Here is a 22,331-nt window from a genome sequence, read left to right as displayed (position 1 = left end):
TGATTCAGGATTTAAGCGGACGCACAAACAGCGGATGTTCGGGATTCAACACGTCTGACCGAATCCAGCCGCACACTCACCAGTGCCACCACCAGGCCCGATATCGTCACCAGCGCGGCAACCCATGTCACAGCAGTCATGCCGGGACCGTGCGTGATCACCACACCGCCCAGCCATGCGCCGATCGCGTTGCCCAGATTGAATGCGGCGATGTTGAAGCTCGAGGCCAGGCTCTGTCCGCTGCCAGCGGCCTTTTGCAACACGCGCAATTGCAGCGGTGCGACGGTGGCGAAGGCCGCGATGCCGAGCAGACCGGTAAACACGATCATCGCCGGCTTGCTGTGCAGCGCGAACGTCATTGCGCCAAGCACAATGGCCAGTGCGATCAGCGACCCGAGCAGCGTCGGCGTGAGCTTGCGATCGGCCAGGCGGCCACCCAGCAGGTTGCCGACCACCAGCCCACCGCCGAACACCAGAAGGATCGGTGAGACCGAGCTGTCGGCGAAACCGGTGACGCCGGTGACGCCGGTGAGGATCGCCTGGATGTAAGTAAATACCGTGAACACGCCGGCGAAGCCCAGCACAGTCATCAGCAACCCGAGCAGCACCTGCAGCTTGGCGATCCCCCGCAGCTCTTCAAGAAACAGCGCCGGCGCAGTGTCGCTGCGATCTGACGGTACCAGCAGCGCGATGATCGCGGTGGCGACCACACCGATCGCGGTCACTGCCCAGAACGTGGCGCGCCAGCCGTAGGCGTGCCCCAGCCATGCGCCGGCCGGTACGCCCAGCAAGGTGGCTACGGTGAGGCCGGTGAACATGATCGATATGGCCGAAGCCTTGCGATCTTCGGCCACCAAACCGGTCGCCACCACGGCGCCGACACCGAAGAAGGTGCCGTGGGCCAGCGAGGTAATGACGCGCGCGATCATCAGCACCGTGTAATTTGGTGCGAGCGCACTGGCCAGGTTGCCAACGGTGAAAATCAGCATCAGTGCAACCAGCGCTGTCTTACGGTGCAGTCGACTGGTCGCCGCGGTCAGTAACGGCGCGCCGACGAACACACCCAACGCGTAGCCGGTGATCAGCAAGCCGGCCGCGGCGATGCTGACGTGTAGATCGGCAGCGACCTGCAACAGCAGGCCCATGATCACGAATTCGGTGGTGCCGATGCCGAACGCGCCAGCTGTCAGCGCGTAGAGCGCGAGCGGCGTGCGGGGTTTGGAGAGGGATGGGGCAAACATGATGACGCTCCAAAACAGGAATGGCGTCAGCGTAGAGCTTTGCATTTAGCAATAAAACAGACAAAATGTGGAATCATTTTCAATGAATGATTGATAGTCATGGACCGCATCGGTGACCTGAGTCTGTTCATGCGCGTGCTCGATCTGGGCACCATCAGCGCGGCGGCGCGAAGCCTCGGTTTATCCGTGGCCGTGGCCAGTCAGCGCCTGAAGCGACTCGAGCGCGAGCTTGGTGTCGTGCTGCTGCATCGGACCACACGCCAGCTGCATGCCACGCCGGAAGGTCTGGCGCTCGCCGCACAGGGTCGCGTGCTGGTGGAAGATCTCGAAGCGCTGACCAGCGGCCTGCGCCAAGCCGCAAACGAAGTGTCAGGCACGTTGCGCGTCACCATGCCTGCCTCCTTCGGCCGTCAGTACGTGTCGCCGTTGCTGCCGGAATTTCTGACCCGTCATCCGCGCATCAAGTTGAGCGTGAACCTCAGCGACGAGCTGCTGGATTTGGTCGGCGCGGGCTTCGACCTCGGTATCCGCGTGGGCGCGCTTGGCGATTCCGGTCTGGTCGCGCGCCAACTGGCCACCAACCGGCGTGTACTGTGCGCCTCGCCTGCCTATCTGCAGCGGCACGGGCATCCGCGCAAACCGAAGGACTTGGCCGAGCATGCCTGCCTGTTATTGACGGGCACGTCGGGACAGCAGGACCTATGGCGTTTCGGTGATGGCAAGGGCGGCGAAATTTTGCAGCGCGTGCACAGCCGCTTCGAAAGCAACACCGGCGAACTGCTGCGCGATGCGGCCGTGGCTGGCCTGGGCATTGCCATTCATTCGTTCTGGCATGTTTGCGACGAGCTACGCACCGGTCGCCTGGAGGTGGTGATGCCGAAATACCCGATCACCACCACCGGCATCCACGCCGTCATGCCGCAACGACGCATGGTGCCTCCACGCGTACGCGCCTTCGTCGATTTTCTGGCTGAGCGCTTTGGCAAAAATCCGCCGTGGGAGCGCGGTATCGAAAAACGTAGCAAGGTTGAGCGCCGTTGATTTTCAACGAGCGTCTATGCGTCAGGTTTACGTTGATCAACGCGTTCTGCGTCACCTCAACCCTCTCAAGGTAGCAGTAGCCGCGTTGCAAACGTCAGCGCTACTGAGCCGGCAACTGATGTCGTGTCCAATTCCCAATGGCATACCTCGATGACAGGTACACCACACACAACGGGAAAAGCAGGTATCGCGAAGTAATTGAGAGGATTTGCGAAATCAATCCATAGGAGCCCGAGATGCCATCGGCGCCGTAGAACGAGAAGTACCAGAATGAGGTGAAGGCAATCAACAGGGCAAGATTGCCTTCAACGTCACCAGCAACAGCTTGGTAGACCTTCGGAAACATTCTGCAGAAGAAGTGGTAAGTAATGTAGCCCGAAACGAGCATTACAAATGGAAATAATCCCGAGGTGGAGATACCCAGGCCTTGCGCCGCGATGGCGATATCGGCGTGCGTGGTAATCGCCCGTATGGGGACATAGCCCCAGACATTGGCCGCGCACATCAGGGATAGCCAATAGAAAAAGGCCAATACGAATCGGCGCGACTTGATGAAACTGGTCGAAGTCAGCCCGTACAGGATGAAGTACAGCAAACCATTTCCCATGAAAGGACCCGCAAGCGCAATCAGTGCGGCGCTGTGCCCATTACCACTGGCGAGGAGGGGCGAATAATCCACATTGTCCGAAACATCTCCCAGAAAGATGATGTTGTAGGCCGTGGCAGGTCCATAGTCGATGCCGAATGGCTGTTTCATCCACCCTAGCGACCAGGCCGTCAGTGAATGGCTGTATTCGTGAGTCAGATAAGCCACGGCATGTGCGATAAGCACAAAGACAAAAGTCACTAAGGCAAATGCCAGATTTTTCACTGTGACGTGACTGCTACCCGGGTTAGCGCTGGAATTCATGGGTTTGTATCCGTATGAAAAGTCGGCGAGGGTGTGAAGATCAACGGCTTTCATTGGCGAGCAGACTTGCCAGTTTTAGCTCTGCCATTTTGTCGCATTGCGCATAGCCACGACAGTCGGTCCGCGCTAAGTTGATTGCTCGGAACAACACCGGAGCACGCATGAGCGAAAGCACTGATGTGATTGTGATTGGCGCAGGGCTGGCCGGACTCGTGGCGGCCACGGAGTTGACCGACGCGGGCAAGCGCGTACTGGTGCTGGAGCAGGAGCCCGAGCAGAGTCTGGGCGGGCAGGCGTTCTGGTCGTTCGGCGGCTTGTTCTTCGTCGACTCGCCTGAGCAGCGGCGGATGGGCGTGCGCGACTCGCACGCGCTGGCGCTGACCGACTGGATGGGTAGCGCGGGTTTCGATCGCGCCGAAGATCGCTGGCCACGCCGCTGGGCCGAAGCTTATGTGGATTTCGCCAGCGGCGAAAAACGAGCCTGGCTGCATGCGATGGGCATGCGCTGGTTTCCGGTGGTCGGCTGGGCAGAGCGCGGTGGCTACGGCGCGATCGGCCACGGCAATTCGGTGCCGCGCTTTCATGTCACCTGGGGCACCGGCCACGGCGTGATCGAACCGTTCGTGCGGCGCGCGCGCGAAGCCGAGGCGAAGGGACTGCTGCGCTTCGCGTTCCGTCATCGCGTTGACGAACTCATCGTCGACAACGGCACTGTGGTCGGCGCACGCGGCAGCGTGCTGGCCACCGATACCGTGGAGCGCGGCAAGCCCAGCTCGCGCGAAACGATCGGCCAGTTCGAACATCGGGCGCAGGCGGTGATCATCTGTTCCGGTGGCATCGGTGGCAATCACGAATTGGTGCGCCGCTATTGGCCCGAGCGTATGGGGGCGCCGCCGGCGAAGATGATCTGCGGGGTTCCGGCTCATGTCGACGGCCGCATGCTGGATATCGGCGCCGCCGCCGGTGCCAGCCTGATCAATCGCGACCGCATGTGGCATTACGTCGAGGGCATCGAGAACTGGAACCCGATCTGGCCGATGCATGCGATCCGCATTCTGCCCGGCCCATCCTCGCTATGGTTCGATGCCACCGGCCAGCGCCTGCCCGGTCCGTTGTGGCCTGGCTTCGACACCCTGGGCACGCTGGAACACTTGCGCCGTACCGGTTACGACTACAGCTGGTTCATCCTCGACCAGGCGATCATCAAGCGCGAATTCGCGCTGTCCGGCTCCGAGCAAAATCCTGATCTGACCAGCAAGAGCTGGCGGCAGGTGGCCAAACGCGCGATCGGCAAAAGCGCACCGGCGCCGGTGGAAGCGTTCAAGCAGCACGGCCGCGATTTTATCGTGCGCGACAACCTGGAAGAACTGGTCGCTGGCATGAACGCGTTGGCAGGTAATAACCTGCTCGATCTTGCGCACATCCGCCGCGAGATCGAAGCACGCGACCTGCAATTCGATAACCCCTTCAGCAAAGACAGCCAGGTCATGGCGATCCACAACGCGCGCCGTTATCGTGGCGACAAGCTGACGCGTGTAGCCAAGCCCCATCGCATGCTCGATCCAGCGAACGGCCCGTTGATCGCGGTGCGACTGAACATCCTCACCCGCAAGAGCCTCGGTGGTTTCGAAACCGACCTCGATGCACGCGTGCTGGCGCCGGATGGCCAGCCATTGTCCGGTCTCTACGCTGCCGGCGAAGCCGCCGGTTTCGGTGGCGGTGGACTGCACGGTTATCGTGCACTGGAAGGCAGCTTCCTCGGCGGCTGTCTGTTCTCCGGGCGCATCGCTGGTCGCGCCGCGGCAAAGGCCTGCGCATGATCGCTTCGACAGGGCGCGCCGTCATCTATGGCGCCGGTAGTATCGGCTGCTATATCGGTGGACGTCTGGACGGCCAAACATCGGTTCGTTATATCGGCCGCGAAGGCATGCTGAATAGCTTGCGCAAGCACGGACTTACGGTGAGCGACTATCGCGGTCACCAGCAGCGGATAGAGCCGGCTGTACTCGATCTGCATACGGAAGCATCGGCTGCAGCGGATGCTTCCCTGGTGCTGGTCTGTGTCAAATCAGCGGCTACGGCCGAAGCCGCGCAGCAACTTGCTGATGTCATCAAACCTGGCACGCTCGTCATCAGTCTGCAGAACGGATTGCACAATGCGGAAACGTTGGCCGTAGCGTTGCCGCTGTGTACGGTGCTGGCCGGCATGGTGCCGTTCAACGTGGTACGGCGTTCACCCGGCGCGTTTCATCAGGCTTCGTCCGGTCAATTGATGGTGCAGTCCGATACAAAGCTCGGCGCGTGGCTGGTCGCATTCGCCAACGCCGGCCTGCCCCTGCAGCTGCACCAGGACATGGCCGCCGTGCAGCGCGCCAAGTTGTTGCTCAACCTCAACAACGCGATCAACGCGCTGTCCGATCTGCCGTTGCGCGATGAGTTGTCACAGCGTGGCTGGCGCCATTGTCTCGCACTGGCACAACGCGAGGCGCTCGATGTCTTTCGGATCGCCCGATTGCCGATCGCCAAGCTGACGCCACTACCGCCGACATGGATGCCACGTGTGCTGGCATTGCCCGACGCGTTGTTCAGTCGTATCGCCTCGCGCATGCTGGCGATCGATCCACTGGCCCGCTCATCGACCTGGGATGACCTGAAAGCCGGCAAGCGCACGGAGGTCGACTACATCAATGGCGAAGTCGTGAAATTGGCCGAAGCACAGAATCGACAGGCGCCGGTCAACGCGAAGCTATGCGCCTTGATTCACGAGGCAGAAGAAACGCCACGATCATGGACGGATGCGGCGCTGCTGGCGGAACTGCGTACGGCGATATAGCAAGCTATGAGCGACGCGTCGCTCGTCGCATGCGTTGCGAAGTGTTCGTTGTGTCCATACCACGATAACGCACGTTACGAGATTGCCGTTTGGCCGTCCTCGATGCAATGCCTGTTGTCAGCAAGAAGTGGGCATTAGCGCAGGAAGAACAGAAGAGTGCCCGCATGGGCCCTGGCGAACTGATCGCCCAAACAACTTGGCAAGCACGGACTTTTCTGCACTCCACATGCCGAAGATGGATACAGCAGTCGTGATGTTCGTGGACGTGCAAGCACAGCCCGCGCTGTGTTAGTGATCGCGGGTGATTTCCGTTGGCGCTGCGTCCCCTACATTCTGTGCGAACGGCAAGACATCGGTCACCAGATGCATCAAGAACCGGCCCGGTTGTTCCTGCATGATCATGTGGGCCGAGTCGGCAAACCTCACCAGTCGCTTCGAAGGTGCCTGTATATCGCCGAACCACTTTTCCGTCAGCTCGTGCGCCGTGGTGTAGTCGTGCTGCCCCATGAACACGATCACCGGGCAATCGAAATGTGTGGTGTTGTCGAAATCGACCGCCAACAGCGGCTGCAGCAGATGATTCAGCGAAAACAGGCTGCCCTTGCTGATCGCGGCGAGGTCCGCTTTGCTGTAATCGGGCGACAACGATTCAGCATCGTCTTCGAACTGGTAATCCTGGCGACCATAGGCGAGACCGCCGTAATACATCTCCCATTTGCTGCGCATGCCGATGTTGTCGAGGGTCAGTTTCGGGCCAGGGTAGGGTGCCATGGCTTTTAGTTCGCGCACGGCCTGAGCATTGCCTTGCGCTGTCGCTTCGCGGAGGGCGAAGGCGTACCCGACCTCTTCGTTGTGGCGCCCGTTCACGACCTGGCCTACCGAGATATAGGCGTAGAACCAGTCCGGATGCAGCTGGGCCAAGTGAACGCCCAGCACCGTGCCCCAGGAATGTCCCAGCAGGAATATTTTCTGCTTGCCATAGTGCTGACGCAGGTACTCAGTCACCTGTGCGGCATCGTCCGTCATACCTTCGATGGTCATTCGCGACACCATCGCCTGCTCGGAGTTGGCCGCATAGGTTTTGCCAGCGCCACGCTGATCCCACTGCACCACGGTGAAGTAGTCCTCCCAGGGTGTCTGGAATGTATAGGCTTCAGGCATCGCCGGAGAGGCAGGGCCACCATGCAGGAACAGCAGGATAGGATTGCGTCGATCCTTGCCGCGAATCGACAGCCATTGGTCGATGCCACCGATACGTACTTTGACCATCTCGTCGATGCCATCGGGTGAGACGATCTTGCGATTACTCGCGAGGATCCGGGTGATCTCGTCACGCGACATCAGTGGTGATTTGTCCTGCGCTGGAGTGGTTGCCGCGCTGGATGCGCCAGCCGGCGTCGCCGCCGAGGAAACATGGATCGCAGCCATTCCAACGGCCAGTGCCAACATGAAAGAAAGAATGGTTGTGCGAAACATAGTCAGCAAAGCTCCTGATACGGATATTTGGTAATCCACTGTGCTCAACGAGCCAAGCGAAGTGCGAAAGGCTGCAGTCTGTGGACGGAAGCGAACGCGGCAGTTGTATTCGGACACAGCAAACCCTGTGCCAGCGGGAGATTCACGGCTGAAGCAAGTCAATTCAAGAGTTTGCTGGCCGGCGGTGGATACGTGTCACCGTCCGCGGACAGATTCGCGGACGTTCGGCCAACGCCACGCCAGCAGACGTCGAGTGCCTATTGGGTCGATAGCCACGCCGCGCTTGTTGGCTGCCGACCCATGTTGAATCCATTTACGTCCATCGGCGCATCCAAGCCTCAGACACCGTGAGCACCGCGGTCCAGCAAGGTCTTTCCGAACCGACGAGTCGTCCGTCTGCTATCGAGAGGGGCGGATAGGCACAGGAGCGCAGCCGATGAACCATTCCATCCAGATCGAAAAATACGTAATCCGCAAATGCTTTCTCGTACCCATACTTGTACTTGGCACCCTCCTCTTGGCTTCCACAACAATGGCTGCGTCCACGGCACCGAGCTTGCCGAACACGCCGGTCGGCAAGCTCGGCAGTGAGCTGATCCACCGCATCAATACCGACACTCCCGCACAGATCAGGCAGTGGGCACCCACCATTCTTTCCTTGGCCATCGATGCGGACGACAAGGCGGATTTCGTAACTGACCTGGTTTCGGCGGCTCGTGATAGCGGCGGCCTGGACGTATTCGATGTGCGCACCGATCCGCACCAGCCGGGACTGCTCGAAGTCGCCGTCAAGGGACGTCACAGCTCGCAGGCCGCCCTGTTCTGGCTGACCGCCGACCCGACGCATCCGGAGCTGCTCGCCCAGGCGCACCTGGTCCCGATGGACAATCCGCTTTATGCCGACTGGCCCAAGGGGCTGGTGCCGCATGCGGAGCTGGGAAAAAAGATACACGTCGTACTGGACCGACTGGTAAGCGTGTCCGACTTCTCCGGTTGCGTGACCGTTTTCGATGGCGGCGAGACCGTGTTCGACGAGTGCCGTGGTCTTGCCGAACGTAGCTTCAATGTGCCGGTCGATCAGCAGACGAAGTTCCGCATCGGCTCGGTCGGCAAGATGTTCACCGCGGTCGCCATCGCGCAACTGGTCGAGGCCGGCAAGCTGTCGTGGAACGACACGCTGGCGAAGCTGGTTCCGGAATATCCCGACCAGGCGATGGCGAAGAAGGTCACGGTGTGGGAACTCCTGCACCATACCGCGGGCCTGGGCGACTTCATGGTGCCGGACTATTTCGAGCACTCCGAACGCTACGTCAATCCGGTGGACTATCTGGCGCTGATCGCCCGCCAGCCCAAGGTGGGCGAGCCGGGCAACGGGTTGAGCTACAGCAACGCCGGCTACGTACTACTCGGTCGCATCATCGAGAACGTCTCCGGCGAAAGTTACTTCGACTATATCCAGCACCACGTTTTCGAACCTGTGCAGATGGCATCCAGCGGCTTCGACAGCGAGGACGAGATCGTGCCCGGGCTTGCGGTCGGCTACTACCACGACGATGGGGTGTTCTCCCATACGTGGAAGGCAAACTGGGTGCAGGGCATCTACAAGGGCAGTCCCGCAGGTGGCGGTTATTCCACCAATGCCGATCTGCTGCGGTTCGCCAATGCCTTGCACGGGGGCAAACTGGTCAAGTCCACCACGCTGGCGAAGATGTTCGACGACGAAGTGCCGAACGACGGCCCCGGTGCCATTGGAGCCGGCATCGACGAACGGCTCTCACACGGTCGCCATATTCGAGGCCATCAGGGCGGCATCGAGGGCACGACGTCAGACCTGGAGATGGTTTGGGAAACCGGCGCGGCCGTGGCTCTGACCAGTAACGAAGGGCCGTCGCAACACTGGTTGCTGGCCGAGGAGATTGCCGACTTGCTTGCCGCCGAAGGCGCGAAACCCTGAGGGCTCAACCGGGCATCAGGCTAATCATCCACCATCCGTGTAACTCAACTCTGGAGCAAGATAATGGAACCTGCAGCGCTATTTATTCCCTTCATCGTGATGCTGGCCCCCGTGCTGATCGTCCTGATCACGCTGCGGTATCGCTATCAGCAAACGCAGGCGCGCTATCAAATGCTGTTGCAGCTAGCCGACAAGGGTGTGGATCTTCCCGCGCAGCTGCTTATCGAGCCGCAAGTGGCCTACAGCGAACGTCGCCGGGGACTGGTGCTGATCAGCACCGGCCTTGGGCTGATGGCGATGCTGCTGGCCTTGCCCATACAGCTCGACAACGGCCGGAGCATCGGCGGCTTGTGGGGCCTGGGCCTGTTGCCGCTGATGATCGGCTTGGGTTATCTCGCCAGCTGGTGGCTGAACCGGCGTGGCTGATAGCGCCGTCGAAGCGCGTATTGATCGAGCGCTGGTAGCTCGAGCGTTGCTGGATGGGGATCGCCGCGCGTTCGAACAGTTACTGCGCCGTCATCAAGGCATGGTGCGCGCGCAGTTGCGTCGTCTGCTGCATGGCGATCACGCCATGGCAGACGATCTGGCGCAGGAAGCATTTTTGCTGGCGTGGCGGAAACTGGATCAGTTCCGTGGCGAAGCGCGATTCTCCACCTGGCTTTACCGCATCACCTATTCGTGCTTCCTGCAGGCATGCCGTAAGAAGCCTTGGCCCTCTGGCCATATCGATGACGACGCGGTTGATCAACTGCCAGCACTGCCAGACGCGGTCGATCTACAGCTGGATCTCGAGCGTGCCATGCAGCGCTTGTCTACCGCTGAGCAGACCGTGTTACTGCATTGTGTGCAACTGGGCCTGAGTCAGGAAGAGACGGCCTATGTACTGGTCATGCCGCTGGGTACGGTAAAAACTCATGCGACACGCGGCAAAGCAAAACTGAAAACATGGCTGGCACCTTGGCGTGAAACCGCCGATGAGGAGCGAACATCATGAGTCATCAACACGACGATCCTATCGACGCACTGCTGCAAAAGCAGTTCAAAGGATCGGTGCCCGACGACGGGTTTTCCGAACGCCTTATGCAGCGTTTGCCACCGCGTCGCCACCGCGTCGCTTGGCCGTTGTGGGTCGGTCTCCTGGCAGGAGCGGGGGCGTGCTGGCTAAGTCTCCTGGCCATGCCGCTGCTGCACCTTGGTTGGAGCGACTTGATGGGTGGCGAGCTGTCAGCATCGGCCATCACGCTGTTATTGGCGATAGCGGGCGTTTCGCTACTGACTTGCTGGTGGACCATAACCGAGGCCGATGATCGCTGAAGCGAAGAAGCTATCTGTATGGCCGGCTTCGTAAACCGTGGTCAGCAGTTGCCGAGAGGGCGAAGCAGCACGGGCGTCGTGGATTGCCAGAACAAACGACCCACCATGATGGCTACGCGGCGCACATCGCTTCCCTGAGAAAATCCGGTCAGTGGATTCAACACCGGATGCAATGCTCCAGGGAAGCGAAAAGTCACCGGTGGTGTCTTCCATGTCTTCGTTGTTTCGGCCCTACCCGGAAACCGGCACGATCACCTGCCGGCCGCCTTCACCGTTCGCCACCTGCTGATAGGCGCGGATGGCCTCGCCGAGCGGTACGGTTCGTTGCACCGTCGGCGGATGCAAGGTGGCGTCATCGAATAGCGGCCCCAGCCGATCGAGCAGGTGGGCGGTATCGCCGGCGCCGAGCTTGAGCGAATCCGCGCCGAACAGCTGCGTTTCGTTGTGATAGAAATCGCGCAGGTTGAAGGTCACGTCGCTGGCGCCGACGGCGCTGATCTCTACCAGCCGGCCGCGATGGGCCACGCACTGCAGCGCGGGTGCAAACATCACGCCGCCGACCGCGTCATAGACGACCTCGGCGCCGCGACCGGCGGTGAGTTCACGCACGTGCCTGGGCAGATCATGGTCGGATAACGTCCACGCATCGAAGGTCGCAGCCTCTGCCGCCGAAGGCGCATCGCGTACTACGCCGATCACGCGACACCCGCGCCAGCGAGCGAGTTGGCAAACGGCTTGGCCGACGCTGCCTGCCGCACCGATCACGACCACGGTCTCACCGCTTTGGGCGTTGGCGTAGTCGATCAGGCCGAGCCAGGCAATGGTGAAAGGCACGCCGACGCTGGCCGCAGCGACAAAATCGAGGCTGGCTGGTTTCAGCGCCAGCGCGTCCAGCGGCACCTGCAGGTATTCGGCGTGCGATCCGTCGTGGGTAAACCCGAACTGGCCACCGCTGCCCCAGACTTCCTTCGCCAGCCATTCGGCGGGACCATCAACCACCACACCGGCAAAGTCGCGCCCCGGCGTTCGCGGCAGCCTCGTCTGGCTCATCAGTCCAGCCGCGTTCTTGACGTCACTGGGATTGATTGGTGCGGCACGCACTTCAACCACCGCATGACCGTCACTTGCCAATGGCTTTTCGACATCATCGATAACTAGTTGATCGGGTGTGCCGAAATGCAGGATGCGCAAGGCTTTCATGGATAGTTTCCTCAAGGAGCCTGATGAAAGGTCATAACCATGGCCGGATCAGCGCCACGAGGCGCTCGCCGACGAGCATGGCCGCCAGGCCGAGCAGGGCGATCGGTGGCGGTGCGGGCGACCGCGTGCGCAGTACGCCGTAGAGAATGCCCACAACCAGGCCAATGGTTATCGCTACGATGACATCGCGCATGATCGCTGTTTCCAGTGACGGGGTAGTTCATGATGCGCCCTACGGCGCCTTGGGGTTATCCTCAAATTTGCCATCTTCTTGTGAAATTTTGCCAACGCCATGTTCGGTAAAAGCGAACACCGATCCGACTATCAGCGCACGGCCAGGCCGGTGGTGGCGATGGCGCGCAGGCTGCAACAGGGCGAGCTGACATCGCCGCATCGGCATCGACGTGCACAGCTTATTTACGCCGCCAGCGGCGTGTTATCCGTCGAGGCACAGGACGGTGTTTGGGTGGTGCCACCGGAACGTGCGGTGTGGATACCTGCCATGATGCGGCATGGCTTGCGTGCGGCCAGCAACGTCGAACTGCATAACGTTTACGTCGAGCCCGCGCTGACACAGCGCTTCCCGGCACGTTGCGCGGTGGTAGCCGTTACACCTTTATTGCGCGCCCTGATTGGCGAGGCGGTGATCCTGCCTGCACGGCATGCGCCGGATTCGCGCCATGCACGGGTCATGGCGTTGTTGCTGGAATGCATCGAGGTCAAACCGATTTCGGCGTTGACCTTGCCCATGCCGGAGGATTCGCGTGCCCTGCGCCTCGCCCTGCAAGTGCGTGCCCAGCCCTCGATCAGCCACGGCCTTGCCCAGCATGCTGACCAGACCGGCGCCAGTCGGCGCACGCTCGAACGGCTGTTCCGCGAACAGACCGGCATGCCATTCGGACGCTGGCGACAGCAGGCGCTATTGATGCGCGCGCTTGAACTGCTGGCTATCGGCACGCCGGTGACGCATGTCGCCAGCACCTTAGGCTATGCCGAAGTCGCGGCCTTCAGCAGCATGTTCCAACGAGCCTTGGGTACCGCGCCATCGCGGTATTTTTCTTCGCAGGTCTGACTGGAGCGTGGATGGAACGATGGCTACTGCCTGCGCTGGTTTGGCGTAGTTTGTTGATCTGGATGTCTCCCCGCGCAGCCTGCACTGCTTTATCGGCAGGGAGCGCAAATTTGAAGCGCCCTCCAAGATCAGAAAGCACCGAACATCGACTCAGTGCCTTCCGCTGTCACCACCGCCGCCGCCGACATGGCCTCGACCATCACGCATTTCGTTGCCATGAAAGTTGGCCGCTCGACCAACAGGTCTTGCCGGGTCGCGCCTGTCGCCACGATTCGGAAATGGACCATGAAATCCGTTGCGGCGATCGAAACGGTTGTCGACGTGGCCATTGAACTCCCGTCGTCCATGAAACCACGGCCCGGCACCGATAAACACGTCACCTTCAAACCATTCCGGGCCGTAATAGCCGTAAGGTGCGCAGCTATAGGGCGCGTAATCGTAGTATCCATACGGGCATTCAGGCGCCGCGCCGAAGCCAGCTACGATTTGTGCCTCGGCGCGGGGTATGGCGGCCATGGAGCAAACGCCCATTGCAGCGACCAGAGTCATGCATGCCAACCGGTTCATAAAGCGCCTCGCAACTTTCGGGGACTTGAGCGTATCCCTTGCCTGTCGTTTCCGCGTGACGGGGAGCCGCTGCCGGCTGGCTCCGGATCGCCTTCCAGTACCTCACGCGAATGACTGCAGTTCGGACAAAGTCCACGATAAGGTTTGCTCAGAGGTGTCAAGCATGTCTGCTTTGATCGGGAACACACCTTAGTGAGTGCAAACGAATCGCAGCGACCTACGCCCGATGCATTTCCCGCCGTTTTGGATCGCGATACACGAGCACTGTTGCCATTAGGCCGCATAGTGCTGCAAACGACAGCCACAGTCCCGGCGCGGCGTTGTTGCCGGTGAGGTGGATCAGCCACTGCGAAATCGCCAGGCTCGATCCGCCAAGCGTGGTGGCGAGACTGTAGGCGAGCGAGAAGCCGGCGGTGCGCACGTCCGCAGGCATTATTTCGGTAAGCGCGACCACCAATGCGCCGTTGTAGCTGGCGTAGATGAAGGACAACCATAGTTCTACGCCCAACAGTCGACTGAAACCCGGGTCGGCCACCAGCCAGTGCAGTACGGGATATGCGGTGAGCAACGCGAGCACGGTACATGCGAGCAGCAACGGCCAGCGGCCAATGCGATCGGACAAGGTGCCCATCAACGGCAGCCAGATCAGGTTGGATAGGCCGATACATAGCGTGACGACAAACACATCCGACGACGACAGCTTCAGCACTTCCTTGCCGAAGGTGGGCGTGTACGCGGTGATCAGGTAGAACGACACCGTCGTCATCAACACCATCGCCATGCCGAGTAACACGATGCGCCAGTTGGTGATCATCGAGCGATAGATTTCGCCGGCGGCCAGGCGATGCTTGCGCGCGAGAAAGGCCTCGGTCTCCTGCAGCGAGCGGCGGATCAGGAACACGAACGGCACGATCAAACAGCCGATGATGAAGGGGATGCGCCAGCCCCAGTCGTTCATCGCCTCCGCCGGCATCCAGCGCTGCAGCAGCAGGCCAAGCAGCGCCGCAAACATCACCGCCACTTGCTGGCTGGCCGATTGCCAGGAACAATAGAAACCGCGATGCCCCGGTGTGGCAATTTCCGACAGATACACCGATACACCGCCCAACTCCACGCCCGCCGAAAAGCCCTGCAGCAGCCGACCGCCGAGTACCAGCAGCGGTGCGAGAATACCGATGGTCGCGTAGCCCGGCACTGCGGCCACCAGCAGCGTGCCCACCGCCATCAGCGCCAGCGTGACGATCAAACCCTTGCGGCGGCCGTGATGATCGATATACGCGCCCAGCACGATCGCACCGATCGGCCGCATCACAAAGCCTGCGGCAAACGTCAGCAGCGTCAGCAGCAGCGACGCATACGCGTTGTGGCTGGGGAAATACGTGCGTGCAATGGCCGAGGCGTAATAGCCATAGACCATGAAGTCGTACATCTCCAGAAAATTGCCGCCGACTACGCGAAAGATGGCCTTGACGCTTTCGCTGCGCGAGCGGGGTTCGGTATGAGTCACGGAACGTTGCCTGATTTCTGCAAGGGGATAGAGATTCGACACATGGCACTGGATGCTAGCAGCGTGCAGTGTAGGTTGGTGGTGAGCGCAGCGAACCCCAACATATTGCGCATCAAAAGTTGGAGTTCGCTGCGCTCACCACCAACCTACAAGGGCTTAGTCCGCCCGATGCTCAAGCGCCAGATAATCCTTGCTCTGCATTTCGATCAGGCGGGATTCGGTGCGGCCGAATTCGGCGCGCAGGCGTTCGCCGTCGTAGAGCTCGGTGATCGGTGCGGCAGCGGAAAGCACCAGCTTCACATGGCGGTCGTAGAACTCGTCGACCAGTTGCACGAAGCGCTTGGCCGCGTCGTCGCTATACATGTTGAACTGCGGCACGTTGGCGACGATCACGGTGGGACCGGCCTTGGCCAGCGCGATGTAATCGGCCACGGCACGCGGGCCTTCGCACAGCGCTTCGAATTCGAACCAGAGAACCTTTTCTGCGCGCTTGTGGAAAGCAATGTTGCGCCCGTTGATAACGATGGCGCCATCCTGCTCGATAGTGCCGCTGGCCTGGCTGGCAAAGATGCGCTCCAGCGCGCGATGGGACTCTGCACCGGGTGGTGTGAGATATACCGGTGCTTGCGCCAGCGCACGCAAACGCCAGTCGTGTGACGAGGCCATCTCCACCACGTGGCAGTACTTTTCGATCAGGGCGATGGCGGGCAGAAAGCGCGCGCGCTGCAGGCCGTTCCTGTACAGGTCGGCCGGTGCGGTATTGGAGGTGGTGATCAGAGTGACTCCGCGCGCAAACAACGCGTCGAGCAGGCCGGCGAGAATCATCGCATCGCCAATGTCGTTGACCAGAAACTCGTCCAGGCACAGCACGCGACACCGAGCGGCCAGGCCAGCCGCTACTTCGATCAACGGATTCTGCCGGTTGCCCAGTGCGCGCAGACTTTCGTGCACCTCGCCCATGAAGCGGTGGTAGTGCCGACGCAGCGCCGTGCCTTGCGGCAAGCTGGAAACAAATAGATCCATCAGGAACGTCTTGCCGCGCCCGACGCTACCCCAAAGATAAAGTCCGGGCACAGCCGCTGCGGGCTCATTGCCGAGCAGCGACTTCAGCCGTCCAAACAATCCGCCGCTGGCGTCCGGTTGCACACACAGTGCCGTATGCATGCGATCGAACTCGGGCAGCAGCGCCAACTGCGTGGGATCGGATTCCCAGCGATGCGCGGCGATGCCTTCCTGGTATCGCGCGCCAGGCGCAAGTTGCGGAGATTCACTCATGAAGCGGAAAGTCTTGGTGTGGGTGGATAAGGGCCGAGCGACGGATAGGCAAAGACGGACAAGCGATGCTCAACGCGCCAGTGGGAGCCAGCCGCGTATGGTGTGCTTGATCGCGCCGCGCAGATCCATCAATCGACGATGGAAAAAATGGCTGGTATCCGGCATGCGCACCAGCTCGGGCTTTTTCTCCAGTGCATCGATCCAGTCGAACACCGCCTGCGGCTCCACCACTTCATCAGCCTCGCCCTGCACGACCAGCCACGGACAGGTCGGCACAGTCAGCTCACCAAAGGCCCAGCGGCCCACCGGTGGTGCGATGCTGATCAGCGCATCGGCGTGCAGTTGGGCGGCGCGAGAAATGGTCACGTAGCTGCCGAACGAGAAGCCGGCCAGCCACAGTGCATCGTCGGGACGCATGCGTCGCACCCATGCAACCACGGCAGCCAGATCGTCGCCTTCGCCTCTGCCGTTGTCGTACTCACCGGGCGAATTGCCGGTGCCGCGAAAATTGAAACGCACGGTGTCGAGTCCGGATTCACGCAGCGCGCGCTCGGCCATCGTCACCACCTTGTTGTGCATGGTGCCACCCTGCACCGGGTTGGGGTGGCAGATCACCGCCACGCCGCGGCGTGCGCCGGCGTGCTCGGCGACATCGGTGATGGTTTCGAGCTTGCCGGTTGGGCCATCCAGCATGAAACTGGCGGCCTGGTCCGGAAAACGATCGGGATCGGCGGGGAGCACGGTGGGGTTCATGCCTGCGATGATAACCGGCCTCGGCAGATGCCTGCCGATCGGGTCGGTTTCACCCACTCCGGGCCGACCGCCACCCACCCATCAAACGCAATGCCACGCCCATCGAGGCCAATCCATGACGAAAGCTGCTGAACGCCAACGCTGTCCCTGGGGTGCGACTGATCCGCTGTTGCGGGACTACCACGACACCGAGTGGGGTACGCCGCTACACGACGACCAGCAACTGTTTGAGTTTCTCTGCCTGGAGGGCGCGCAGGCCGGCTTGTCGTGGCGCACCGTGCTGGCCAAACGCGACCACTACCGCCGCGTGTTCCATGATTTCGATATCGCCCGTGTCGCCGCGATGAAAGATCGTGAGCTGGAAAAGCTTCTGCTCGACCCCGGCATCATCCGCAACCGCCTGAAAGTCTTTGCGACACGCGATAACGCGATAACGGCGCTGAGCGTGATCGCAGAGTTCGGCAGTCTGGACAACTACCTGTGGTCCTTCGTCGACGGCAAATCGCTGGTCAATCGCTGGACGGAAAGTGGCAGCGTACCCGCAAGCACGCCCTTGTCCGATGGCATGAGCAAGGCGATGAAAAAGCGCGGCTTCCGCTTCGTCGGAAGCACCATCGTCTACTCGTTGATGCAGGCGACGGGGATGATCAACGATCATCTGCTGGGATGTTTTAGGCACAAGGCGTGCATGGCAAAAAAGACATAAGCGCCGGGAATACGCCGCTTCCAACGCTTGCGCCAACGAGTATCGTTTTTTACTAGCCTGCTTCTGCTGTTAGGCCAGATCAAACAACGGCTGCCCGATAAAGCCACCCTCTTTCGCACCCGGCGGGCAGGCGAACACGCCGCCGCCGACGTGGGTGACGAACTGGTTCATCATGTCGAACTTGGACATCTTGTCGAAGATTTTCACGAAGCCGGTGCGTGGGTCGCGCTGGTAGCTGATGAATAGCAGGCCGGCATCGAACTCCATGCCTTGATGCCACGGTGGCCAGCGTTCGGCGATGTAGCTCAGGCCGTTGTCGTAGGAATACGAACGCCGCAGTATCTGCGCGCCGTCGTTGTTTTCCGGCGCGCCCAGGCGCACGTGGGCATTTTCCGGAATGATCGGGTTGCCGTTGGCGTCGTTCGCATCGAGAGCGAGGCTGTCGTTTTCGTGCTTCTGGCCGAGCGGTGCGCCGGAGTGCTTTTCGCGGCCCATCACCTGTTGCTGGAAGCTGAGCTTCATGCGGTCCCAGTGTTCGAGCGCGATGCGGATCGGCCGTGCAACCATATAGGTGCCGTGCTGCATCCAGCCGCCTTCATCGCCGGCCCAGATGTATTGATTCATGGCGGCCTCGGCGCGAATCGGCACGTTCATGCTGCCGTCCTTGAAGCCCATCAGGTTGCGCGGTGTGCTTTTGTCTTTCTGTGCGGCCATGAAGCCACTTTGCGCCCAGCGGATATTGGCAGCGCCATAGGCGATGCGCGTGAGTTGGCGCACGGCATGAAAAGCCACCTGCGGATTGTCGGCGCAGGCCTGGATGCAAAGATCGCCGCCGGTACGCTCGGGTACCAGCTGGTCGCCGTTGAAGCGGGGCAGGTCGGCCAGCGCGTCGGGGCGGTGTTTGGCCAGGCCGTAGCGATCCTTGCCGTCCTTGGTGAACATCCCCGGTCCGAAGCCGAAGGTGAGCGTGAGTCGGTCGGTCGCCAGCCCTGTCGTTTCGTACGAATCGAGTTCGGGCGTAGCGGGATCGTTGGTCAGCAAATCCGCGGTCTGACCCTGCGTCAAACGCGCAGAGGCCGCCGTCCACGCACGGAGCAGGGCAATGACGTCATCGCGTTTTTCGGCGATGAGATCGAATGCGGCGAAATAGACGTTGGTCTGTGGCGTGGTGGCTACGCCGGCTTGATGGGTGCCGAAGAACGGTTCGCTGTCGCTGCCGGTCTCGCTGGATGCAGACGATGCGCGTGCATGTGCCGTCGCCGCTACAGGCGCCGTGGCAGCAACGACGGCAACGGTCGCCGCCGACGCCAGGAACCGACGCCGGCCGCGCAAGCGCAGATCGTCTGACTCGTTCATTTGCCGGCTCGCATCAAGGTGTTCATGTCGTCTTCGACGTAATAGAAGCCGTCTCCATTGGGCGTCATGGCGATACCGAACAGGTCGCCGTTACCCGGGGGCGACTGCGCCTGGTCGGAGTCGATCCACTGACTGTAGATCTGCTTACCGGTGACAGTATCAACCTCCACCAGCTGGCCGTCCTTGCCGTTGCAGGCGAGCAAATGGCCGGCCGATGTGTAGACCATCGCCAGCGGCCAGTTGAGCAAGCCACCTTGGGTCACCACCTTGCCGGTGCCTGCGCTGGTGGTGCGATCGAGCGCATCGGGTATCGCGGTAATGATGTTGTCCAGGCCGTCGGTTACATACAGCGTGTGGTCCGGGCCAAGCGCCAGGCCCGTCGGCCCGAGCAGGAAGTTGTCGCGGTCGGCGCGCTGCGAAAAGCCATCGCCCACGACCGTCTGGCTGACCAGCACGGGCGGCTTGCCCTGTGGAATCTGCAGCTGCAGACGCAACACGGTGGCCTTCTTGATGCGCACCGGGAACTTGGTCGCCGGATCGATCACGTCTGGGCTCTGCAAGCCAAAACCTGCCATGCTGATGAACAACGTCGCGCTGTCGCCGTTATCGATCACCGCCATGTTGCCCCACGGATCGTTGATGGTCGGCCCGGACCACGCTGCGACCATCTGGCCGTTGGGATCCAGCACCAGCACGCAGCCATCGCCCTTGGTAGCCGTGGTGCCGTCGGTGCTCGGCGTGCTGCCGACGATCACCCAGCCGGACTTCAGCATGGTCATGGCCGTGGTCAGGCCCACGCCACCGGGGCATTGCGCCAGTTTCTGCGGCAACTTGGCAAACAGCGTCGTCTGCTTGGTGGACGGTCGGTAATCCACGATGGTGGTGCCGGTGCCCTGCAGGTTGGAAAGGTTGTTGAAGTTGTCGACCAGCACATCGTCCTTGACGATCTTGCCGGCCGAAACGGGTGCAACGACGATCGCGTAGGGATTGAGATCACCGTTGTCGGTCACGGTGGAGGTCAGCGTCACGTGGCGATGCACGGTTTCGAGAAAGCCGGCCGGTGCCTTGTCGGCAAAGGCGGCGCTCGTGCCGAGAACGGTGATTGTAGCAATGAGCGCTCGAATTAGCTGGCGGCTTCCAGCCTGCTGGCGGTGGGTCTTCATCATGGCATGGCTCATGTAAATCACTATCAGAAAAGGATGTTGGTACGCAGGCCGAGCACCAGCTCGTTGCCGACGCGTCGTGTGGGCTCATTCGGATTGACGATGCCGCCGCCGGGATTAAAAACGTACTGCACGTCAGGTTGCAGCTGCCACCATGGGCGCAGCTGATACTGGTAGGTGGTTTCCACATACGTTTCGGTGTGGCGCACGATGTTGAGGCTGCCGGGGTCCACGATGGCCGCGACGTTTGCGGCATCGCGATCCAGTCCGGAGACGTTGCTGCCGACCTTTACATAACCCATGCCGACGCCGAAGGTGTCGTCGGCGCGATTGCGGAATGGCTCGTGATAGACGAAGCCCGCATTTGCGCTGAAGCGGATGAAGTTGCGATCGTTCTGCGGTGTGCCCATCACGCGTAGGAAGCCGCTTAGCGTATTGTTCGGATCATCCTGATTGCGCCACAGCATCTGGTCAGCCACGGCATATAGCGAGAAATCACCGCGGTGATTCGCCGGTACGCCATTGCTTGCGGGATTGGCCAGCGAGAGGCCGTTGCTGTCGTAGCGTTGATCAGCAAAACTTTCGGTGTCGTACCAGGCGCCGAGCCGATAGGTGCGTGCCAGCGGCGCCGACTCACCCGGGTAGACCATGCTGCCCAGCGCGGGATAGGCGTATTGGACTTCGGCCATGATCAGCCGACCGCCACCGAGCGGGAAGCTGGTGCCCGAAGAATTCTGCTTTTGCGGGTCGCCGGTGTTGTTGCTGGTCGGGCTGCCGTTGAACACCCCGAGCAGCACGTTGATCGAGTCGATGGGTCGATAGCGCAGGCGCACACCGAGCGCCGAGAGGGGATACGCCGGTCCGCCGCCAGGCATATTGTACGAAGGCAGCGCCGGCCAGCCAAACATCGTGTTGACGAAGTAAAGGGCATTGGTGCTGACCATGAACTCCTGGTCGACGCTCTGCTGTCCCACTTTTATGTCGAGCCGGTCTTCCTCCAGAAATTTCTGGTCGTACCAGAGCTCCCACAGGCGTGTCGCGCGATCGGCCTCGATGCCGCTGGCCGTCTGGATCGTGCCCAGATTGTTGGCACTGAAATTCTGCCCGTGGATCTGCAGCGCGCTGGCGTTGAACAGGCCGCCGTAAAGGCCGAAGGCGCGTTGCGTATTGACCTGCAACACGAGCTGGGTCAAGCCGTCGTACTGGGCACCCTTCTGGATTCCGCCGACGGGATTTCCCAGCATCTCGCTGGTCTCCTGTGCCGCGAGGGAAATGCCGTACTTGCTCAGAAATGTGCGTAAGCCGAACAGGTCGCCGAGCAGAAAATTGGTGCGCTTGAGATCCCCGAGAAAGGTGGTCTGGTCGGTCGATTCACCGTTCGGCGATTGCTCCGAACTGATCGGTACCGATAGTGGTGGCGGGGCAGCCAGCGCGGCAGTGGTCACCATCAAACCGGCAATGCATGTAGGCACCATCAAAATACCGCGCCGGTAATTCCAGAGCCGGTGTATTGCTATTCTCATAAATCCCCTTCATTCGATTTGATGGTGCAGACGTCATATCGCAGCACGCTGTGACCAGCCTTGATTCCGAAATATCGTGATGCGAATCATTATCAAATGCAATCACAAAGTGGCGTTGTAGCGTGAGTACGGCGGCGTTCGATCAATGACGCGCCCCGACATTTCGCATTATTTTTCGATGACGGTGAAAGGTCGGCCAGGATTATGCTGATGTTGTCTCGTTTCAGTTTGGATTTGATGGGAGATTCGCAATTTATTGCGCCAATGCATACCATTCAAGACAGGTAATGCGCATGCTCTTCCATTGCGGCAGAGCGTCAAGTTGACGCGTGTGCGACGCATCGATCTGCCCGCCGCTTGAAAGCCAGGTAACGGGGCGAGTCCGCTGTCTGTGTCAGCCGGAAAGTCGGTGTTGTTACATCGACAACGAACTGCCATGC

General features: G+C 60.8%; 21 protein-coding genes. 9 read left to right on the top strand and 12 right to left on the bottom strand.

Going from position 1 to position 22,331, the window contains the following annotated elements; translation table 11 throughout:
* Nucleotides 1-11: 11 nt before the first annotated feature.
* A complete protein-coding gene (locus HDE80_RS15915) occupies nucleotides 12-1,241 on the bottom strand; it encodes an MFS transporter (protein WP_184672498.1) in 1,230 nt (409 codons plus the stop codon).
* Nucleotides 1,242-1,340: 99 nt separating this feature from the next.
* Between HDE80_RS15915 and HDE80_RS15910 the strand changes: the two genes are divergently transcribed.
* Nucleotides 1,341-2,282, top strand: a complete 942-nt coding sequence (locus HDE80_RS15910) for a LysR family transcriptional regulator (RefSeq protein WP_184672496.1) — start codon at nucleotides 1,341-1,343, stop codon at nucleotides 2,280-2,282.
* Between the two features lie 100 nt (nucleotides 2,283-2,382).
* On the opposite strand, the gene HDE80_RS15905 is transcribed toward HDE80_RS15910, so the two are convergent.
* Nucleotides 2,383-3,192 (bottom strand): hypothetical protein, encoded by an 810-nt coding sequence (locus HDE80_RS15905; protein ID WP_184672494.1) that lies wholly within the window; start codon nucleotides 3,190-3,192, stop codon nucleotides 2,383-2,385.
* Nucleotides 3,193-3,353: 161 nt separating this feature from the next.
* On the opposite strand from HDE80_RS15905, the gene HDE80_RS15900 reads away from it, so the two are divergent.
* Both HDE80_RS15900 and HDE80_RS15895 read left to right on the top strand, forming a co-directional pair.
* Nucleotides 3,354-5,012: an FAD-binding dehydrogenase gene (locus tag HDE80_RS15900; RefSeq protein ID WP_184672492.1), complete on the top strand. Its 1,659-nt coding sequence runs from the start codon at nucleotides 3,354-3,356 to the stop codon at nucleotides 5,010-5,012.
* Nucleotides 5,009-6,025, top strand: coding sequence for a 2-dehydropantoate 2-reductase (locus HDE80_RS15895; RefSeq protein WP_184672490.1), 1,017 nt, complete (start codon nucleotides 5,009-5,011; stop codon nucleotides 6,023-6,025). The genes HDE80_RS15900 and HDE80_RS15895 overlap by 4 nt, the downstream gene beginning before the upstream one ends.
* A 288-nt stretch (nucleotides 6,026-6,313) precedes the next feature.
* Here the strand turns inward: HDE80_RS15895 and HDE80_RS15890 are convergent, their stop codons facing one another.
* Nucleotides 6,314-7,501, bottom strand: a complete 1,188-nt coding sequence (locus HDE80_RS15890) for an alpha/beta hydrolase (RefSeq protein WP_184672488.1) — start codon at nucleotides 7,499-7,501, stop codon at nucleotides 6,314-6,316.
* Between the two features lie 436 nt (nucleotides 7,502-7,937).
* Between HDE80_RS15890 and HDE80_RS15885 the strand changes: the two genes are divergently transcribed.
* The 4 genes from HDE80_RS15885 (at nucleotide 7,938) to HDE80_RS15870 (ending at nucleotide 10,769) form a co-directional block, all read left to right on the top strand.
* Entirely contained in the window at nucleotides 7,938-9,455 is a 1,518-nt protein-coding gene (locus HDE80_RS15885; RefSeq protein WP_255483838.1) for a serine hydrolase domain-containing protein, read from the top strand.
* A gap of 63 nt (nucleotides 9,456-9,518) precedes the next feature.
* Entirely contained in the window at nucleotides 9,519-9,881 is a 363-nt protein-coding gene (locus HDE80_RS15880; RefSeq protein ID WP_184602842.1) for a DUF6249 domain-containing protein, read from the top strand.
* Nucleotides 9,874-10,449: an RNA polymerase sigma factor gene (locus HDE80_RS15875; RefSeq protein WP_184672486.1), complete on the top strand. Its 576-nt coding sequence runs from the start codon at nucleotides 9,874-9,876 to the stop codon at nucleotides 10,447-10,449. The genes HDE80_RS15880 and HDE80_RS15875 overlap by 8 nt, the downstream gene beginning before the upstream one ends.
* Entirely contained in the window at nucleotides 10,446-10,769 is a 324-nt protein-coding gene (locus HDE80_RS15870; RefSeq protein ID WP_184672484.1) for a hypothetical protein, read from the top strand. The genes HDE80_RS15875 and HDE80_RS15870 overlap by 4 nt, the downstream gene beginning before the upstream one ends.
* 231 nt (nucleotides 10,770-11,000) lie before the next feature.
* Here HDE80_RS15870 and HDE80_RS15865 read toward each other — a convergent pair whose 3' ends face one another.
* Nucleotides 11,001-11,969: a zinc-binding alcohol dehydrogenase family protein gene (locus HDE80_RS15865; protein ID WP_184672482.1), complete on the bottom strand. Its 969-nt coding sequence runs from the start codon at nucleotides 11,967-11,969 to the stop codon at nucleotides 11,001-11,003.
* Nucleotides 11,970-12,000: 31 nt separating this feature from the next.
* Entirely contained in the window at nucleotides 12,001-12,162 is a 162-nt protein-coding gene (locus HDE80_RS15860; protein ID WP_184672480.1) for a DUF1427 family protein, read from the bottom strand.
* 99 nt (nucleotides 12,163-12,261) lie between these two features.
* Between HDE80_RS15860 and HDE80_RS15855 the strand changes: the two genes are divergently transcribed.
* Nucleotides 12,262-13,041: a helix-turn-helix transcriptional regulator gene (locus HDE80_RS15855; RefSeq protein WP_184672478.1), complete on the top strand. Its 780-nt coding sequence runs from the start codon at nucleotides 12,262-12,264 to the stop codon at nucleotides 13,039-13,041.
* A gap of 150 nt (nucleotides 13,042-13,191) precedes the next feature.
* Here the strand turns inward: HDE80_RS15855 and HDE80_RS15850 are convergent, their stop codons facing one another.
* From HDE80_RS15850 to HDE80_RS15835, 4 genes are all read right to left on the bottom strand, one after another.
* Nucleotides 13,192-13,557, bottom strand: a complete 366-nt coding sequence (locus HDE80_RS15850) for a hypothetical protein (RefSeq protein ID WP_221437622.1) — start codon at nucleotides 13,555-13,557, stop codon at nucleotides 13,192-13,194.
* Between the two features lie 268 nt (nucleotides 13,558-13,825).
* Complete coding sequence (locus HDE80_RS15845; RefSeq protein ID WP_184672474.1) at nucleotides 13,826-15,115, bottom strand: MFS transporter; 1,290 nt, start codon at nucleotides 15,113-15,115, stop codon at nucleotides 13,826-13,828.
* A gap of 156 nt (nucleotides 15,116-15,271) precedes the next feature.
* On the bottom strand, nucleotides 15,272-16,390 hold the full coding sequence (gene zapE / locus HDE80_RS15840) for a cell division protein ZapE (RefSeq protein ID WP_184672472.1): 1,119 nt from the start codon (nucleotides 16,388-16,390) through the stop codon (nucleotides 15,272-15,274).
* Nucleotides 16,391-16,459: 69 nt separating this feature from the next.
* The gene (locus tag HDE80_RS15835; protein WP_184672470.1) at nucleotides 16,460-17,143 is read right to left on the bottom strand and encodes an alpha/beta fold hydrolase; all 684 of its coding nucleotides are present in this window, start codon (nucleotides 17,141-17,143) and stop codon (nucleotides 16,460-16,462) included.
* Between the two features lie 115 nt (nucleotides 17,144-17,258).
* On the opposite strand from HDE80_RS15835, the gene HDE80_RS15830 reads away from it, so the two are divergent.
* Nucleotides 17,259-17,849, top strand: coding sequence for a DNA-3-methyladenine glycosylase I (locus tag HDE80_RS15830; protein WP_184672468.1), 591 nt, complete (start codon nucleotides 17,259-17,261; stop codon nucleotides 17,847-17,849).
* A 69-nt stretch (nucleotides 17,850-17,918) separates the two neighbouring features.
* On the opposite strand, the gene efeB is transcribed toward HDE80_RS15830, so the two are convergent.
* Genes efeB through HDE80_RS15815 form a run of 3 tightly spaced genes read right to left on the bottom strand, consistent with a single transcriptional unit; the run spans nucleotide 17,919 to nucleotide 21,843 of the window.
* Nucleotides 17,919-19,205, bottom strand: a complete 1,287-nt coding sequence (gene efeB, locus HDE80_RS15825; RefSeq protein ID WP_184672466.1) for an iron uptake transporter deferrochelatase/peroxidase subunit — start codon at nucleotides 19,203-19,205, stop codon at nucleotides 17,919-17,921.
* Nucleotides 19,202-20,371 (bottom strand): hypothetical protein, encoded by a 1,170-nt coding sequence (locus HDE80_RS15820; protein ID WP_221437621.1) that lies wholly within the window; start codon nucleotides 20,369-20,371, stop codon nucleotides 19,202-19,204. The genes efeB and HDE80_RS15820 overlap by 4 nt, the downstream gene beginning before the upstream one ends.
* 23 nt (nucleotides 20,372-20,394) lie before the next feature.
* Complete coding sequence (locus tag HDE80_RS15815) at nucleotides 20,395-21,843, bottom strand: carbohydrate porin (protein ID WP_221437620.1); 1,449 nt, start codon at nucleotides 21,841-21,843, stop codon at nucleotides 20,395-20,397.
* Between the last annotated feature and the right edge of the window lie 488 nt (nucleotides 21,844-22,331).

Origin of the sequence: Rhodanobacter sp. A1T4 (genome assembly GCF_014207185.1) — a bacterium.
Taxonomy (GTDB): Bacteria; Pseudomonadota; Gammaproteobacteria; order Xanthomonadales; family Rhodanobacteraceae; genus Rhodanobacter.
This window is presented reverse-complemented; position numbering and strand designations above follow the sequence as displayed.